The sequence below is a fragment of the Arthrobacter sp. S2(2024) genome (assembly GCF_036662515.1).
Taxonomy (GTDB): domain Bacteria; phylum Actinomycetota; class Actinomycetes; order Actinomycetales; family Micrococcaceae; genus Arthrobacter.
Map to the genome: position 1 here is coordinate 59,285 of NZ_JAYKZI010000012.1, position 16,748 is coordinate 76,032.

Genomic DNA, 16,748 nt, shown 5'->3' on the forward strand with positions numbered 1-16,748 from the left:
GACGGTCCTGTTTCCACCCGCAAGGAGTCCCGGAATGAACCTCCTCATCAAACTGCTCGGCACCGGCGTGAGCATCGGCGCTGGCTTTGTCGGCACCAAGCTCGTCAATGCGCTGTGGGAAAAGTCCACCGGCAAGAAACCTCCCAAGGGTCACGATGACATGGAGGCAAGCCTGCGCTCTGCACTGACCTTCGCCCTGATTTCGGCGACTGTCAGCGCCGTCATCCAGGTTTTCGCAAGCCGCAGTACCCAGCGCGCCATCTCGCGTTTCTCGAAGACACAGGACATCGTCTAGGCTGACGGCCGGCCGTTGGCGCCGTGAGGGCCTGGGCTCCCGCCGTTCCCGGTGTGGGGAGTTGTCGGGTCGGCTTGGGCTTTCTCCGCTGCCCGTTGGCCGGCGGCCCGCAGCACCACGGCCTCGAGTTCGTCGATGCTCAGCAACTCGGGGTGCAGGTGCTTGGTCCGGTAGCCTGCGCGGCCCACCATGTGTGCGGACACCGGCACCGTCAGCAATTGGAAGATCCAAGCGACGGCCAGGATCGGCCACACCCACCATTCGCGCATCTGCAGCCCGATGGCTGCCAAGACGAGGAACAGCCCGAGCACTTGCGGCTTGGTAGCTGCGTGCATGCGGCTCATCAGGTCCGGGAAGCGCAACAGGCCGATCGCCGCGCCCAATGACATCACCGCACCGACAATCAGCAGCACCGCGGTGACGGCATCGATGACGGCGTCCGCTCCGGTGGCGTCAGGAGTCATTGACCTGTCCTCTCCGGTCGGCCACGAAGCGCGCCACCGTCACCGATCCGATGAAACCGATCAGCGTCAGCGCGACGAGCAGCACGAGGTTGTTGAGGTGCCTGTTGACGGCCATGTCGATGGCCAGCGCAGCACCCAGTATGGCGAGCAGCACGTCCGAGGCGAGCACCCGGTCCAGCAGGGACGGCCCGACGGCGATCCTGTAGATCGCGCCGGCGGCGGCGAGGCTAAGGATCACCGCCGTGACGATCAGCACGATGTCTTTCACGAGCGAGCTCCCCTCGTTGCAGGCCAGCCTTCGGCCTGGAGTGCGTCCATTTCCGCCTGGGTACCCATGATCCGGATCAGCGAGGCCTCCGTGTCTTGGACTTCCTTGCGCAGCTTGGCGCTGTCCACATCGTTGCGGACATTGAGCCCATGGATATAGAGCGTGGACGTCGAGCGGTCCACCTCCACCACCAAGGAACCCGGAATCAGCGAAATCACGTGCCCTGTTGCGGTCACCATGAGGTCGGAATGGCTACGGAGGGGAACAGCGACGACGGCGTTGGTTACCAAGGGCCCGCGGAAGACCGCGAGGTACATGACCTGGAAGCTCGCGGCCACCACTTTGCCAAGGAACACGACGGCGAAAGGAATGGCGCGCAGCACGTTGAATCGTCCGCTGAGCTCCACTGGAGGCAAGTAGAAGACCCTGGCTACCACCACGGCGATCAGCGCACCGAATACCAGGTTGCCGGGGCTGAAGTCCCGCCAGAGCGCACCCCACACGACCACCAGCCAGACCAGCAGGGGCAACTCGGTGCGGAACGAAATCCGCTTGCGGCTCACTTGCCAACCCCCTGCAGTGGGGTCGACGCACCCGGCGCAGCGATGCCCGGGACTTTGGCATTCTCGCCGAGCACGGAATGGATATACGCCGTACGGTCCAGCATCTGTTCCGCGGAGTTGCCGGCCAATTGGAACAGCGGACCGGCGAAGACTGTCAGCGCCACGCCAAAGACCACCAGCGCGGCGGTTGGCCCCACCATGGTCCTCGGAAGCAGGCCGACGGCGGCAGTGTCCTTGAGGACGGCGGCCGGGTAGTCAGCGTCCTCGGGCTTCCGCCAGAATGCGCGGTTCCAGACGCGGGCAATGGCCAGCAAGGTCAAGAGGCTCGTGACCACCCCGCCCACCACCAAGGTAATGGCCAGTGGTGTCCCGAGGGCGATCCCTGCCTGCAGGAGTCCGAGCTTCCCCAGGAACCCGGAGAAGGGCGGGATTCCCGCGAGGTTCATGGCCGGAATGAAGAACAAGAGCGCGAGGAGTGGAGACAGCTTTGCGAGCCCACCCAGCCTATCCACCGACGAGCTCCCACCGCGGCGCTCGATCAAGCCGGTCACCAGGAACAGGCTCGTTTGGACAGTGATGTGGTGGGCCACATAGAAGACGGCGGCAGCAAGCCCGGCTACGGAAGACATGGCAAGCCCGAACACCATGTAGCCGATGTGGCTGACCAAGGTGAAGGAGAGTAATCGTTTGATGTCGCTCTGGGCTATGGCACCGAGAATGCCCACGAGCATGGTGAGGAGCGCAACCACCATCAACGGGGTGTTCAAGGTATCGCCCGGGAAGAGCAGGGTCTCCGTGCGGACCATGGCGTAGACGCCCACCTTGGTGAGCAAACCGGCGAACACGGCAGTGACCGGTGCCGGTGCGGTCGGGTACGAGTCAGGCAGCCAGAAGGACAGCGGGAACACGGCGGCCTTGATGCCGAAGGCCACGAGCAGCATGACGTGGAGCAGGTTCCTGGTGCCCGGATCCAATTCGGCCAGCTTTATAGCGAGATCTGCCATGGTGATGGTTCCGGTGGCTCCGTAGATCATCGCAATGGCGATCAGGAACAACACCGAAGACACGACGGAAACCACCACGTAGGTGACCCCGGCGCGGATGCGCGGACCGGTACCGCCCAGTGTCATGAGCACGTAGCTCGCCGTCAGCAGGATCTCGAAGCCGACGTACAGGTTGAAGAGATCACCGGTGAGGAAGGCGTTCGAGACACCGGCCACCAGGATCAGGTAGGTCGGGTGGAAGATCGACACCGGTGCCTCACGGTCGCCGTCGGCCATGCCCTGGCCGGTGGCGTAGATCAGCACCGCGAGGCTGATGACGGAGGAGACCACCAACATGAGCGAGGAGAACTGGTCCACCACCATCACCACGCCAAACGGCGGCTGCCAGCCGCCCAGGGTGACGGATGCAGTGCCTGTGGTCCATACCGAGGCAAGGAGCCAGCATTCCAGGAGCAACGTGAGGGACAACAAAGCGATGCTGACCGCGCGTTGGGCCAGCGGGTTCCTGTTCAGGGCGAACGTCAGTGCGGCACCGAGGATGGGAAGCACGACGGCGAGCGGCGCCAGGCTGGCGATGTTCACAGGGGGCCTCCTTCCTTGGCTGCTTCGGTGACTGCCGTAACCGGGAATTCGGATGTTTCCTCGGGAACCACCGAGTCGTCTTCGGCGTCAAAGCTGGGTGTCTTCGCGACGCGCCTGTCTTCGGCGTCGTCCTGGATGTCGTCCTGCCGTGCCAATGCCCAGGTCCGGTAGATGATGCCGAGCATGAATGCCGTCACCGCGAAGGAAATCACGATCGACGTCAGGATCAACGCTTGCGGCAAAGGATCGTTGTAGTCGCGCGGATCCGTCGATTTGTTGAACAGCGGGGCAAGTCCGGCATATCCACCCGTCGCCAGGATCAGCAGGTTGGTGGCGTTTGCCAGGAGCATGAGCCCCAGGAGAACGCGGGTCAAGCTGCGTTCCAGGATCAAATAGATCCCACAGGCGTAGAGCACTCCCATGACGATCAACAAGGTCAAGTTGACGCTCATGGGGTCCCCTTCCCGAGCGAGGTTGTTGCCGACTGCGCCGTGGTTGCGGCCGTTGGTGCGGAGGTGGGAACTTCCAATCGGGCATCCCCTGAATCCCGGACGTCTCCGCTGGCGGTCTCTTCGAAGTGTTCGTCGATCTCGGCTCCCAGGCTCCGCAGCACGTCCAGGGCCAGGCCTACGACCACGAGGTACACGCCGATGTCGAAGATCGTGGAGGTCACGAACTTGATGTCCCCGAACAACGGTAGCCAGAACTCGATGATGGCGCTTTGGAACACCTGGCCGCCCAGAAGCAACGGTACGAAGCCCGCTGCGGCCGCCGTCGCAAGGCCGGTTCCCAGCAGCATGCCGGCGCTGATCGGTGCGGCTTCCCGCAACTCGAACCGTCCGCCGGCCAAGTAACGGATGGTCAGGGCAAGCCCGGCCGTGAGTCCGCCGGCGAAGCCGCCACCCGGAAGATTGTGTCCCGCCAACAGCAGGTACACGGAGAAAACGATCATCGAGTGGAAAATCAGCCGCGTGACCACTTCGAAGATGATGGAACGCCGTTCCGGTGCAAGGGTTCGGCCGGCCACGAGCCAGGGGTCCGTCAGGGAGCCCGCGAACTTGCGGACGAGTGCCAGCGAGGCGTCGTCGCGCGAACTGCCCCCGGCGGCGGCGCGCCTCCCCACCGTGCCCTCGGGAATGGTGGCGGCCTTGTTGAGGCGCTCGCCCCTGCTGCGGACAAAAATCAAGCTCGCGACGCCGGTGGCAGCGACCGCCAGCACCGAGATCTCGCCGAAGGTGTCCCACGCCCGGATGTCCACCAGCGTCACGTTGACCACGTTGAGTCCGCCGCCGCCTTCATAGGCCAGCCGGGGGAACGAAAGCGACACAGGCTCGGCGATGCGGGCGCCCATCGCGTAGATCGCCACGAAGATCATGGTGACCGCGAACGCCACGCCAATGATGACGCGAACCACCCGGTACTTGCCGCCGGTGCGGTCACGGAGCTCCGGAGGGAGGCTGCGCATCGCCAGCACGAAGGCCACCAGGATGATGGTCTCCACCAGCATTTGCGTCAATGCGAGGTCCGGGGCTCCCTGCAACGCGAACATGAGTGCGATGCCGTAGCCGGTGACCGACACCATCAGCACGGCGAGGAAGCGCTTGTTGGCTCGGACCGCCGCGAGAGCGCCAACAACGATTCCTGCCGCGGCGATGAGCTGGAGCGGGGAATTCGGGTCGATCACATAGAGCCCGCCCGGGAGCGGCTTGTTGGCCACGATGAGTGCCGTCAAGGGGACAGCGAAAGCCACCGTGAGGATGACTGCAAGGTAGAAGTACAGGGAACCGCGCTGCGTGCGCCCCGTGACCCACACGGCGACGTCGTCCAAGGCGCCGATGGTGCGCTGGTACGCGCGGTCGCCGTCCACCCAGTCCGGGATACGGCCCTGCGCCCGCGACACGACGTTCCGGCCGTAGAACATCGCGACGCCGGCCGCGAACGTCACGGCGGTCAGTCCCAAGGCGGGCGTCAGCCCGTGCCACAGCGCGAGGTGGCTGGCGCTGGCTGCGTTTGTTCCGGCAGCGTTTGTTCCGACTGCGTTGGTTCCGGCAGCGGGTTCCACAAAAAGCGCCGCATACGGCTGGATCCAGCCGTCAACGGGATCCGGCCACAGGCCGTACACGATGGTGAGGAAGCTCAAGATGGCCGGGGCCGCCAGGAACGATGGCTGGATGGCCTTGAAGGGCGTCCGTTCCACGCCCGGCTTGGTGGCGAACGCACCCCACATGAAGCGGGCACTGTAAGCGAATGTGAGGATTGACCCCAGCACCAAGCCGACTAGCAGGACCAGCCCCCACGGTTGGGAAGCAGGGGCAGTACCGGATTGACTAGCGCCATAGTGGACGAACGCTTCGAACACGGATTCCTTGGCCACGAAACCCGCCAGCGGAGGTATGCCGGCCATGGACGCGGCGGCGATGCCCGCCACGATGGCGAGCGCCCTTGAGGACTTGTACACGCCCGAGAGCTTGCGGATATCGCGCGTGCCGGATTGGTGGTCGATGATGCCCACCACCAGGAACAACGCGGCCTTGAAGAGTCCGTGCGCCAGCAACAGCGCGAGGCCGGCCAGTGCGGCGTCGGGCCGGCCGAGACCCACCACCATGGTGAGGAAGCCGAGCTGGCTGACGGTTCCATAGGCAAGGATGAGCTTGATGTCGGTCTGCCGGAGCGCCCGGTAGCCGCCTACCAGCATCGTCGCCAAGCCGAGCCCAAGCACCAGCGGCAACCAGTAGGGGCTTTCGCTGAACCCCGGCGCCAGGCGGGCGACGATGTAGATGCCGGCCTTCACCATGGCCGCTGCGTGCAAGTAAGCGCTCACCGGGGTGGGCGCGGCCATGGCGCCGGGGAGCCAGAAGTGAAAGGGGACCAGCGCCGATTTGGTAATCGCACCTACCAGGATGAGTACGACGGCGGCGGCAACCGCACCTTGCGCAGGTCCTGTGACGAGGGTGGCCGCTTGGGTCATGATCGCCGAAATCCGGTATGTTCCGGAGGCCTGGCCCAGAATGATGAGGCCCACGAGCATGGCCAGGCCCCCGGCGGTGGTGACCATGAGCGCCTGCAAAGCCGAGCGCCGCGCGGATAGTCGGGTCCGCGCATAACCGATCAGCAGGTAGGACAGGACGGTGGTGAGTTCCCAGAAGATGAACATCATCAGGAGGTCGTCCGCCGTCACCAGGCCGAACATCGCGCCGGCGAAGGCAAGCAACTGGGCCCCGAATCCGCCGAGGTCGGCATCCTTGTTCTTGAAGTACCGGGCGCAATAGACCAGGACCAACGCGCCGACCCCCAGGACCAGCAAGGACATCACCCACGCCAGGACGTCCATGCGGAAGGCGAATTCAAGCTTGAGGTTCGGAATCCATGGGAGGGTCTCTTCGATGAAGCCGCCCGTGGCGGCTCCGCCTTTTCCGGGATAGATCCGGTCGTACTGCAGGAGCAGCCAGACAAAGGCGAGGGCGGGAACGGCAGCAAGGACGTAGAAGGCATTCCGTTGAAGTTTCCGGAAGATCCAGGGCGCCACAGTTGCCGCTGCAAAGGTCACGGCAAGAACTGTGATCACTGGAATCTCCGCAAAGTCAGGAATAAGTTGTCAAAAGTTGGAGCAGGCGGTCAAGCGTTGGGTTCGGTGCAGGTAGTTTATCAACCATGAACATGGCAACTGCGCCTGAGGCCCCGCACCCGTCATCCGAGCTTGCTTCGGGGCCTGCCCTGTCGAACAAGGGCCAAATCCTTGCGTGGGCATCCTGGGACTGGGGTTCCGCGGCATTCAATGCCGTCATGACCACCTTCGTGTTCACCGTCTACCTGACGTCCAAGGCATTTGGCGGGGAAGACTCGGCGTCGGCGACGTTGGGTGCCGCGCTGGCGATTGCCGGCGTCGCGATTGCGCTCCTGGCACCGGTCACCGGTCAGCGCTCCGACTCCGGTGGCCGCAGGAAACTGTGGCTGGGGGTCAACACCGCCCTCGTGGCTGTCCTCACGGGCTCGTGCTTCTTCGTTTTCCCCAAGCCCGAGTTCCTGCTGCTGGGCGTCACGTTGGTTGCGCTCGGAAATGTGTTTTTCGAGTTCGCCGGTGTCAATTACAACGCCATGCTGGCCCAGATCTCCACCCCTGCCAATATTGGCAAAGTGAGCGGCTTCGGTTGGGGAATGGGGTATCTGGGCGGGATTATCGCGCTGCTCGCGGTGCTGCAGCTTTTCGTCCAGCCGTCTTTTGAATGGTTCGGGGCCTCCACCCAGGACAGCCTGAATATCAGGCTCGTGGCTGTCTTTTCCGCGCTCTGGTTCTTCATCTTCGCGCTACCGGTCCTCTTCGCCGTGCCGGAGCTCTCCGTCAAGAAAGCGGAATCCCGGCTCGGGTTCCTGGCCTCTTATGGTTTGCTCGTCCGCCGGATCAAGGCCATCTATCGAACCAGCCCGCACACCATCTACTTCCTGCTCGCGAGCGCCATCTTCCGCGACGGCCTGGCGGCGGTCTTCACCTTCGGAGGGGTCATTGCTGCCGGGACTTTTGGATTCGAGCTCAAACAAGTCATCTTCTTCGCGATTTTCGGCAATGTGGTGGCCGCCGTTGGCGCCATGATCGGCGGATTCCTGGACGACAGGATCGGGCCCAAGTCCGTCATCGTCATTTCCCTCATGGGACTCCTGGTCGCCGGCACCGTCATCCTGGTGCTTGGCAACGGCGACTACGGCTTCTTCGGGACCCATTGGGCAGGCAGCACCACTTTCTGGGTGTTCGGACTGTTCTTGTGCCTCTTCGTGGGACCGGCGCAAGCTTCCTCCCGCGCCTACCTCGCGAGGCTGGCGCCCGACGGCGAATCCGGCGAGCTGTTCGGGCTCTACGCCACCACCGGCCGGGCCGTGAGCTTCCTGGCGCCGGCCCTTTTCACCCTGTGCATCACCTTGGCCACGCCCCTGGTTGCCCCTGGCGCGGCCCAACGCTGGGGGATCCTGGGCATCATGGTGGTGCTCCTGGCCGGCTTGCTGGTGATCTTGCCCGTCAAGGCACCCGACAAGACCGAAATCGCCACAGTGCCGCTGAGCTGACAGATGGGGCTCACACAATCTGCCACAAACCCTTGATCTTTGATTGTTAGTAGAGTTTACTAACTCACATGGAAGCCCTTCGTGACCGCCAGCGCACCGATCGAGCAAGCGCAGCGACCCTGCCTTCGGACGGGCGCGCCCACAATCTCTCCTTGGTGCGCCAAACGCTCCACTCTGCAGGGGCGATGAGCCGTGCGGAACTTTCCCGGGTCCTGGGCCTGACCCGTGTCACGGTGTCGGACCTCATCTCGGACCTCCTCGAACGCGGCCACGTCGTGGAACTGGGACAGTCCGATGAAGTCCGCCCCGGCAAGCCGGCCATCCTGGTAGACATCAACCGCCGGGGCCTCCAAGTGATCGGCATGGACTTGGCGGAAAATTCCGTGCTGCGCGCCGCCGTCCTGGACCTTGACGGCAACATCCTCGAAAGGGTCGAGCGGTCCATCTCCGAGGAGACCGGCCCGGACGTCGTCAACGAGGTCCTCGAACTCGCTTCGGAAGCCGTCGGCCGGGCCACCGCCACGCTGCTCGGGATCGGCGTCGGGACCCCCGGCATCGTCAATGCGGGCGGCGAGGTCACCACGGCCCCCAACTTCGGATGGACGGACGTCGCCCTGCGCGATCTCCTCCAGGAGCGGACCGGCCTTCCGACCCTCGTTTCCAACGATGCCGACGCCGCAGTCCATGCGGACCACACTTTCGGCGGCGGCAGCGACGACGAAATCCTCGTGAAGATCGGCCGCGGTGTCGGTTCAGGACTCATCGTGGGCGGCAGGCGTGCCCGGGGCGCCCACTCCGCGGCTGGCGAAATCGGCCACGTCACAGTCGGCACCGACGGCGGGACCGTGTGCAAGTGCGGTAAAACAGGCTGCCTCGAAACCTGGATGTCAGTCCCCAGCCTCGAACGTGCCCTGGCCGAAGCGGCGGCGAGCTCCGAACCGGAGGCCGCGGCCGCCGTCGTACTCCGGGAAGCGGGCGAGCGGCTCGCCATCGCCCTCGCGCCCGTGGTTGGCGCCCTCGATTTGGGCGAAGTGGTCCTCAGCGGACCCCGGGAGCTTTTGGAAGGCCCCCTTCTCAACGCCGTCCAGCAGACCCTGCTTGAGCGGCTCTTGCACCAGGACCCTTCACCGGTGTCCGTCCGTCTCGCGGCAGACGCACAGGACATTGTCCTGCGCGGAGCCGCCGTGATGGTCCTGTGGAACCAGCTTGGTGTGGCCTGAGTGCCGCCCCGCCGTTTCCAGCCCTGACTACAAGCCACGCATCCCTTCGAAGGAGCCGGACATGGACACGATTCAGTCCCCCGCTACCCACTCTCTTGCCACAGGGGCCGCCCGCGCCCACCTCCGCCGTCTCGCGGCAGGCACCCTCATGCCCGGATTTACCGGCATCGCCGTCCCCGTCTGGATCCTTGAAGCGTACGACGCCGGGTTGGCGGCTGTGTGCCTCTACGGCACCAACGTGGCGTCCCCCGTCCAGTTGCGCGAGCTCTGCGCCGGGCTCCGCGCACATTCCCCGAACACGCTCATCGCCGTCGATGAAGAGGGCGGCGATGTCACGAGGCTGCACTACCTCACGGGATCGACGCAGCCCGGGAACGCGGTGCTCGGGCGTCTGGACGACGTCGAACTGACCGCCGCCAGCGCCAGCGCCATCGGCCACGAGCTCGCAGGCCTGGGCATCAACTTGAACCTGGCCCCGGATGCCGACGTCAATTCCGCTCCGGACAATCCCGTGATCGGTGTGCGTAGCTTCGGGGCCGAACCGGGCCTGGTGGCACGGCATACCGCCGCCTGGATCCGTGGACTCGAAGACGCCGGTGTTGCGTCCTGTGCCAAGCACTTCCCGGGCCACGGCGACACCACCACAGACTCCCATCTGGCGCTCCCTAGGGTCACGGCCGACGCCGCCACCCTGGACGCACGCGAACTGGTCCCGTTCCGCGCGCTCGTCGCGGCTCGCGGGGCCACCGTCATGACGAGCCATATCCTGGTCGAAGCCCTGGACCCGGACCACCCCGCCACGTTCTCCCCGCGCATCCTGCAGGACCTGCTGCGCCGTGATATGGGGTTCGAGGGCGTCATCATCACGGACGCCCTGGACATGGCCGGCGCGTCCGCCCAGACCGGCATTCCGGAAGCAGCCGTCGGCGCACTGATCGCCGGGGCGGACCTGCTGTGCCTTGGTTCGGAGACCGGACCGGCCCTCTTCGAACAGACGATCACCGCGATCGCCGATGCCGTTGGCGACGGGCGGCTGCCCATGGAACGCCTGGCAGACGCTGTTGCCCGCACGCAAGCACTGTCCTCGCGGTTCCCCGCCGCGGGTGCCGCGGAAATCCAGGAAGCCGCCATCAGGGGCCAGCTCGGCCTGCCCGGCCAGCCGCAGCATGCCGGGGTGCCTGCCGAGCCGAAGGCGCTCGACGGGGAGCGCATCGCCGAGGCCTTCGAGGTGTCCGAAGCCGCCGAAAGGTGGCTGGCGCGGGAGGAGCCCGTGGCGATCGTGCAGGTCGAAACCGGGTCCAATTTCGCGGTCGGCCGCGTGCCTTGGGGCCCTGCCGCCACAACTTCGGCAGTGGTCCGCGAAGGCGAGGTGCCCGACGGCGCGCGGGTCGCCGTCGTCGGGCGCGGCTTGGATGCCGAACACCCGCTGTGGACCGTCTTCGCCCGCTTGAGGGCCGAGGGGCACGCGGTGATCGCCGTCGAGTGCGGCTGGCCGCGCGGCGGGGCGGACATCGTCACCTATGGTGCGTCGCTCACGGTGTCCCAGGCCCTGACGGCGCTGCTGAACGGCACTGCCAAAGCCTGACCGCACCACGCCCAATCCATCGACAGAAAGTTGCCATGGAAGTCATTGTCACGCCCACTCCGGAATCGGCTGCTTCGGCCGCCGCCCAAGCCGTCCTCTCAGGACTCCCTGCGGGCGCGGGACCAGTACTGGGACTGGCCACCGGTTCGTCTCCGCTGGGACTGTATGCGGAGCTCGCAGCCGCGGCCGCTGCGGGACGCGTGGATTTCTCGGCCGCCAAGGGATTCGCCTTGGACGAATATGTGGGCCTTCCGGCTGGACATGTCCAGTCCTACCGCGAGGTCCTGATCCGCGAGGTCTGCGAAGTCATCGGGCTTCCCATGGCCGGGCTGAATGTCCCCGACGGTAGCGGCGCCACCCAGGCCGAGCTCGAAGCGGGAGCGGCTGCCTACGACGCCGCCATAGCTGCCGCCGGCGGGGTCGACGTGCAGATCCTCGGCATCGGCGCCAACGGCCATGTGGGCTTCAATGAGCCCGGATCCTCGCTGTCCTCGCGGACCCGTTTGAAGCGGCTCACGGCCCGCACGAGGCTGGACAACGCCCGCTTCTTCGAACACGACGGCGACGTCCCGACCCACTGCATCACCCAAGGATTGGGGACCGTGCTGGAGGCGCGCCGGCTGGTGCTCATCGCCACCGGCGCCGCGAAGGCCGCCGCGGTCGCTGCCGCCGTCGAGGGCCCGCTGACGGCGTCGTGCCCGGGTTCGATCCTGCAATGGCATGCCGACGCCGTGGTGGTTCTCGACGAGGCGGCAGCGTCCGGATTGGCTAACCGCGAGTACTACGACGACGCCGCGCGCGGCCTGGCTTTGGCCCCCTAGAAAGGCGCGGGCCGCTTTGCGCGACGGCCCCGAGTGGCATCATTCCGCCGCCCCTTCAAGAGGGCTAGGGTGGACGTATGAACGTGGATGAGACAGAACTTCCAGGCCTCGGGGTCCGCAAGGATTTCATCACGGCCTCGGGACGCCGGATCGGTGTTGTCGAGATGCGGGAGGGTGAGACCGAGCTTTTCGTCTCCACGTGGGACGATCCCGATACCTGCCAGGCATCCATCCCGTTGACCGCAGACGAAGCCGCCGCCCTGGGCAACCTCCTGGGCGGTCAGCACATCGCCATGCGTTTGGCCGAAGCCCACAAGGAAATCCCCGGCATTGTCACGCGGCAGTTCTCCATCACCGCTGACTCCCCTTTCAACAACCAGCCCATGGGCAAAGCCCAGATCCGCACCCGCAGTGGTGTCTCGATCGTGGCGATCATGCGCGAAGGCGAAGTGGTTCCCTCACCGGCTCCCGACGTCGTCCTTCACACGGGTGATCTGCTGGTGGCTGTCGGTACGCAGGAAGGTCTTGACTCTGCGGCTGCCATTCTGCGCAACGGCTGACGTTCATGGACCCCCTGGCCCTGACCCTCATTGAGCTGGGCGCAGTCGTTTTCTGTCTCGGCCTCTTGGCTCGCTTGGCCGGCAGGATCGGCATGTCCCCCATTCCGCTCTATCTGGTGGGGGGACTGGCGTTCGGGGCGGGTGGACTGATCAAACTGGATGGCATGCACGAGTTCGCCCATCTTTCCGGCGAAATCGGTGTCATCCTGCTCCTGTTGATGCTCGGCTTGGAATATACGGCGGCGGAACTCGTCACGGGGCTGAGGCGCTCGTGGCAAGCCGGTGTGCTGGACCTGGTGTTGAACTTTCTTCCGGGTGCCGGCATCGCCGTGTGGCTCGGTTGGGGGCTTGTCGGGGCGATCGTCATGGGCGGTGTCACCTATATTTCTTCCTCCGGCATCGCCGCGAAGGTGATCACGGACCTCGGCCGGATCGGTAACCGTGAGACGCCGGTGGTGCTGGCCATCTTGGTTTTCGAAGACCTCACCATGGCCATCTACCTTCCGATCCTGACGGCGATCCTCGCAGGCGTGGGCTTCCTGGGCGGGCTCCAGACGGTGGGTATTGCGCTGGCCGTGGTCACCTTGGTGCTGGTGGTGGCCCTCAAACACGGCCACCGGGTATCCCAGGCCGTGCACAGCGAAAACTCCGAAGTCTTCCTGCTCAATCTCCTCGGAGCCGCGCTCTTGGTGGCCGGCATCGCGTCCGCCCTCCAGGTCTCCGCGGCCGTGGGGGCGTTCATGCTGGGCATTGCGATTTCGGGGGCAACGGCCCACAACGCGACGCGGATCCTTGAACCGCTCCGGGATCTCTTCGCGGCCATCTTCTTCGTAGCCTTCGGCCTCAACACGGACCCGTCCAGCATCCCGCCGGTCCTGGGCTGGGCGCTGCTCCTTGCACTCGCGACAGCCGTGACCAAGGTACTGACCGGATTCTGGGCGGCAAAGCGGGCAGGGATCGCCGTTCCCGGCCGTTTCCGCGCAGGAGCCGCCCTGATTGCCCGCGGTGAATTCTCCATTGTCATCGCAGGCCTGGCCGTGGCCTCGGGAGTCGTACCGCGCGAGCTTGCCGCCCTCGCTACCGCGTATGTGCTGCTCATGGCCATCATCGGACCGCTCGCAGCCCGCTTCGTGGAGCCCACGGTCAAGGCCTTCCGCAAGTCCTCACGCAAACCGAAGGCCTCCGAGCCTATTGCGTCCTTCGAAGCGTGAGCATCGGCCGTTCCCCGACGCTCGCTCACTTTTGGGGCGTTTCCTTTGGACGCTCGCTCACATGATGAGCGAGCGTCTCCGCTATTGCCCGCATATCTGAGCGAGCGTCTTGGGAGATCTCACCCCTCGGCAGGGGCTAGACCGTTGTCCGGTGGAAGTTCAAGTGGCTGCGGCTCGCGGTGGGGCCGCGCTGGCCTTGGTAACGGTTGCCGTATCCGCCGGAACCATAGGGATGCTCAGCCGCCGAGGAGAGCCGGAAGAAGCACAACTGGCCGATCTTCATGCCGGGCCACAGCTTGATGGGCAACGTGGCAACGTTGGACAGCTCCAAGGTCACATGGCCTGAGAACCCGGGGTCGATGAAGCCGGCCGTGGAGTGCGTCAGGAGGCCGAGGCGCCCCAGCGAAGACTTTCCTTCAAGGCGTGCGGCGACGTCGTCCGGCAGGCTCACGGTCTCGTACGTTGAACCGAGCACGAACTCGCCCGGGTGCAGGATGAAGGGTTCGTCGCCCTCCACCTCAACCAGGCGGGTCAGCTCAGGCTGCTCCTCGGAGGGGTCGATGTGCGCGTATTTGTGGTTGTCGAACAGCCGGAAGAAGCGGTCAATCCTCACATCCACCGAGGACGGCTGAACCATCGCGGGGTCGTAGGGCTCCAGGACGATACGTCGGGAGTCGATTTCGGCACGTATGTCGCGGTCAGAGATCAGCACAGGATCAAAAGTACCGTATCCACCCCGTACCCCGTGGTGCCGGAGTGGCGCATGGGACTATAGTGCACCACATAGACTGCCGTTACCGCTGTTGTATTTGGGAACGGTGGCACGATGCGAATCTGGGGAAACATTGAGACGAATTGCGGTGCCCGTTGCCGTAGTGGTGGCCTGCCTTCTCACGGTGATGGCCCCTGCCTCCGGACCGCTAACCGTCGCGGCCCTGCCCTCCGAGACTGCCGCCCCTTCCACCTCAAGCACCACCGCAAGCGCTGAAAGTACGACGACGGCGTCCGCACCGCCGTCGGGATCCGGCCTTCCACAGGCCGCACCTGCGCCGGGGTCACCAACTGCCACCCCCGCAGCACCAGCAGCGGCCGCCCCCGCCCAAGCGGCACCCGCTGCTGCGGGCACCGCGTCAACGGTCCAAGCCGCGGCCTCGCCCGCGCAGGCAAGCCCCCCCGTCGCCCCAGGCAACGGCACGTCACCCCAGGCAGCGGCCGGCCCGCCCCCGGTGCCCTCCATCCCGCCGGCTTCGGGCCCGGACCCGCTCCCCGGCGCCGCAGGGGACGTCCCGCCGCCGGATCCGGCTCCAGCCCCGACCAAATCCTCCCCCGCGGCCGTCCCGCTCGTCTCAGCGCAAGCATTGGTCAATGACGACAATTCCGCCCAGGTTCTGGCCGTGTTCAACGCCATCAATGCCTACAGGACGTCGCTTGGCTTGAACCCGGTGAAGTACAACCCCACGGTGTCCACTCTTTCGCAGGACTGGTCCAACAACATCGCCAGCCGCCAAGTGATTGAACACCGCCCCAACTTCTGGACCGATCCCAGGGCCTTGAACCCCAACAACGGCGCAGGTGAAGTCATCGCTGTCCGCTGGGATCGGGATGCCGCCCAGCTTGTCGAATGGTGGAAAAGCTCGCCCGCCCACGACGCACTGCTGCGTGATCCACGTTTCAACGTGATTGGCGTCGGCATCACTTTCACGGACGGCAACTACCAAACCACCCCCAATAGCTACACGATGTGGGGCGTGGTCAATCTCTTCGGCTACACGACGCTGCCCGCCGGCACAGTCAACAGCCCGGGCGAGGGCACAGCCCCTCCCCAACTTCCGCCACCGACGGTCTGCGACCCCATCGTGAAGCACGAGCCGCCCACGCTGGACCTCAGTGCGGCAGCCATCCGCAGCGCAGGTGACCTCGTCGCCGTCGACCCTTCGGGAAACCTGAGGGACTACCCTGCACTTGGCAACGGCACGTTCGGTCCCGCCCGGACAGCCGGGACCGGTTTCGCCGGGGCGAAAGAAGTGATGACCACTGATTGGGACCGCGACGGCGTGATCGATGTCCTCGTCCAGATGCTGGATGGCAGGCTCCTCCTCTACCCCGGAGTGGTGAGCGGCGGGTTCAAGGCCCCAGTGGTGTTGGGCCTATCGGGTTGGCAGTCGATGACCATGGCCGTGGGCATCTGGTGCGGCAACAACCGGCTCCCGCAGATCCTCGCCATTGATTCCAGCGGCGCGCTTTACCTGTACCGGAACGTGGGGCTAACCGCCATGGTGGGGCGGACTCAAGTGGGCACGGGCGTCAGTGCCATCCGGCTCAGCATGGTGGACTACGACGCCGACGGCTTCCAGGACCTGCTGGCCGTGGAAGCAAACGGGAACCTGCGCCTCTACCGCGGCTCCGGGCTCACCACGCCGAAGTCGGAGGCAAGGCTGGTAGTGGGAACCGGATGGACGGACTACTCCGGATTGCGCTCGCTCAACGGTGTCACGGGCCTCAACACGACTGGAATCGCGGGCCTCCTGAGCAACGGAACGATCGAATATTGGGACCTGACCGGCGGACGCCTCACGACGCCGAGCACTCCGGTCACCGGCTTGGGCGGACTCAAGCTGGCGCAGTAACTGGGCCCTAAGCCTCGGAGGTCTGCTCCTCGATGACCGACTTGAGCTGCTCCAGCTGGACGACTTCCTCTTCCATGGTCTTCTGGATCATGCTGTTCATGAGTTTCTGCAAGCCCTTCGGGTGGTACTCCAGCGCGAACCGCAGGCGGGTATTGGGCCCCTCGGTGCTGAGGTAGTAGCCGCCGGTGGGCCGCGCAGGACCGGCAACGACGGCGAAGCGCACTTCGGCGCCCGGCCTGGCTTCAGTGATTTGGAAGTCAGCCGCGATCGGCCGCCCGCCCGGCCCCGCCAAAGTCTGCTGGTAAACGGCGCCTTTTTCGCCGGCATGTCCGGAACGGAGGGAAATGCTGCGGATTCCACTGCGCCACAGGGGATTGTTGAGCCCGTCCACCAGGAATTGGTAAACGGTCATGGCGTCGCGACCAATGAGTACTTCATGCTCTGCAAATGCCACGGAATCCTCTTTCGGCGTATGGCTCTTGGACATAGCCGG

The 16,748-nt window shown here is 65.3% G+C and carries 16 protein-coding genes; 8 read left to right on the forward strand and 8 right to left on the reverse strand.

Annotated features, from left to right (window positions below; translation table 11 throughout):
- The first annotated feature begins 34 nt into the window (after positions 1-34).
- Positions 35-295 (forward strand): DUF4235 domain-containing protein, encoded by a 261-nt coding sequence (locus VLA65_RS18155; protein WP_059389844.1) that lies wholly within the window; start codon positions 35-37, stop codon positions 293-295.
- Here the strand turns inward: VLA65_RS18155 and mnhG are convergent.
- From mnhG to VLA65_RS18185, 6 genes are read right to left on the reverse strand one after another with little or no spacing between them, the layout of a single operon-like run.
- The gene (gene mnhG / locus VLA65_RS18160) at positions 292-759 is read right to left on the reverse strand and encodes a monovalent cation/H(+) antiporter subunit G (protein ID WP_332603304.1); all 468 of its coding nucleotides are present in this window, start codon (positions 757-759) and stop codon (positions 292-294) included. The genes VLA65_RS18155 and mnhG overlap by 4 nt on opposite strands.
- Positions 749-1,027: a monovalent cation/H+ antiporter complex subunit F gene (locus VLA65_RS18165; protein ID WP_059389843.1), complete on the reverse strand. Its 279-nt coding sequence runs from the start codon at positions 1,025-1,027 to the stop codon at positions 749-751. Before VLA65_RS18165 ends, mnhG begins: the two co-directional genes overlap by 11 nt.
- A complete protein-coding gene (locus VLA65_RS18170; protein WP_332603305.1) occupies positions 1,024-1,590 on the reverse strand; it encodes a Na+/H+ antiporter subunit E in 567 nt (188 codons plus the stop codon). Before VLA65_RS18170 ends, VLA65_RS18165 begins: the two co-directional genes overlap by 4 nt.
- The gene (locus VLA65_RS18175; protein WP_307054880.1) at positions 1,587-3,176 is read right to left on the reverse strand and encodes a Na+/H+ antiporter subunit D; all 1,590 of its coding nucleotides are present in this window, start codon (positions 3,174-3,176) and stop codon (positions 1,587-1,589) included. Before VLA65_RS18175 ends, VLA65_RS18170 begins: the two co-directional genes overlap by 4 nt.
- Entirely contained in the window at positions 3,173-3,628 is a 456-nt protein-coding gene (locus VLA65_RS18180; protein ID WP_059389840.1) for a Na(+)/H(+) antiporter subunit C, read from the reverse strand. The genes VLA65_RS18175 and VLA65_RS18180 overlap by 4 nt, the downstream gene beginning before the upstream one ends.
- Positions 3,625-6,741, reverse strand: a complete 3,117-nt coding sequence (locus VLA65_RS18185; protein WP_332603306.1) for a Na+/H+ antiporter subunit A — start codon at positions 6,739-6,741, stop codon at positions 3,625-3,627. The genes VLA65_RS18180 and VLA65_RS18185 overlap by 4 nt, the downstream gene beginning before the upstream one ends.
- A gap of 86 nt (positions 6,742-6,827) precedes the next feature.
- Between VLA65_RS18185 and VLA65_RS18190 the strand changes: the two genes are divergently transcribed.
- The 6 genes from VLA65_RS18190 to VLA65_RS18215 all read left to right on the forward strand — a co-directional run bounded on the left by VLA65_RS18190 (position 6,828) and on the right by VLA65_RS18215 (position 13,628).
- Entirely contained in the window at positions 6,828-8,231 is a 1,404-nt protein-coding gene (locus VLA65_RS18190) for an MFS transporter (protein ID WP_332603307.1), read from the forward strand.
- 68 nt (positions 8,232-8,299) lie between these two features.
- Entirely contained in the window at positions 8,300-9,451 is a 1,152-nt protein-coding gene (locus tag VLA65_RS18195) for an ROK family transcriptional regulator (protein ID WP_332603308.1), read from the forward strand.
- Positions 9,452-9,512: 61 nt separating this feature from the next.
- Entirely contained in the window at positions 9,513-11,036 is a 1,524-nt protein-coding gene (locus VLA65_RS18200; RefSeq protein WP_332603309.1) for a glycoside hydrolase family 3 protein, read from the forward strand.
- A 35-nt stretch (positions 11,037-11,071) separates the two neighbouring features.
- Complete coding sequence (locus VLA65_RS18205; protein ID WP_284991141.1) at positions 11,072-11,857, forward strand: glucosamine-6-phosphate deaminase; 786 nt, start codon at positions 11,072-11,074, stop codon at positions 11,855-11,857.
- A gap of 77 nt (positions 11,858-11,934) precedes the next feature.
- Positions 11,935-12,417: a cation:proton antiporter regulatory subunit gene (locus VLA65_RS18210; protein ID WP_059389838.1), complete on the forward strand. Its 483-nt coding sequence runs from the start codon at positions 11,935-11,937 to the stop codon at positions 12,415-12,417.
- Positions 12,418-12,422: 5 nt separating this feature from the next.
- On the forward strand, positions 12,423-13,628 hold the full coding sequence (locus tag VLA65_RS18215; RefSeq protein WP_059389837.1) for a cation:proton antiporter: 1,206 nt from the start codon (positions 12,423-12,425) through the stop codon (positions 13,626-13,628).
- A 136-nt stretch (positions 13,629-13,764) separates the two neighbouring features.
- Here the strand turns inward: VLA65_RS18215 and dcd are convergent, their stop codons facing one another.
- On the reverse strand, positions 13,765-14,340 hold the full coding sequence (dcd, locus tag VLA65_RS18220; RefSeq protein ID WP_059389836.1) for a dCTP deaminase: 576 nt from the start codon (positions 14,338-14,340) through the stop codon (positions 13,765-13,767).
- 148 nt (positions 14,341-14,488) lie between these two features.
- Between dcd and VLA65_RS18225 the strand changes: the two genes are divergently transcribed.
- Positions 14,489-16,255, forward strand: coding sequence for a CAP domain-containing protein (locus tag VLA65_RS18225; RefSeq protein ID WP_332603310.1), 1,767 nt, complete (start codon positions 14,489-14,491; stop codon positions 16,253-16,255).
- Between the two features lie 7 nt (positions 16,256-16,262).
- Here the strand turns inward: VLA65_RS18225 and VLA65_RS18230 are convergent, their stop codons facing one another.
- Positions 16,263-16,709, reverse strand: a complete 447-nt coding sequence (locus tag VLA65_RS18230; RefSeq protein ID WP_284991138.1) for an SRPBCC family protein — start codon at positions 16,707-16,709, stop codon at positions 16,263-16,265.
- Between the last annotated feature and the right edge of the window lie 39 nt (positions 16,710-16,748).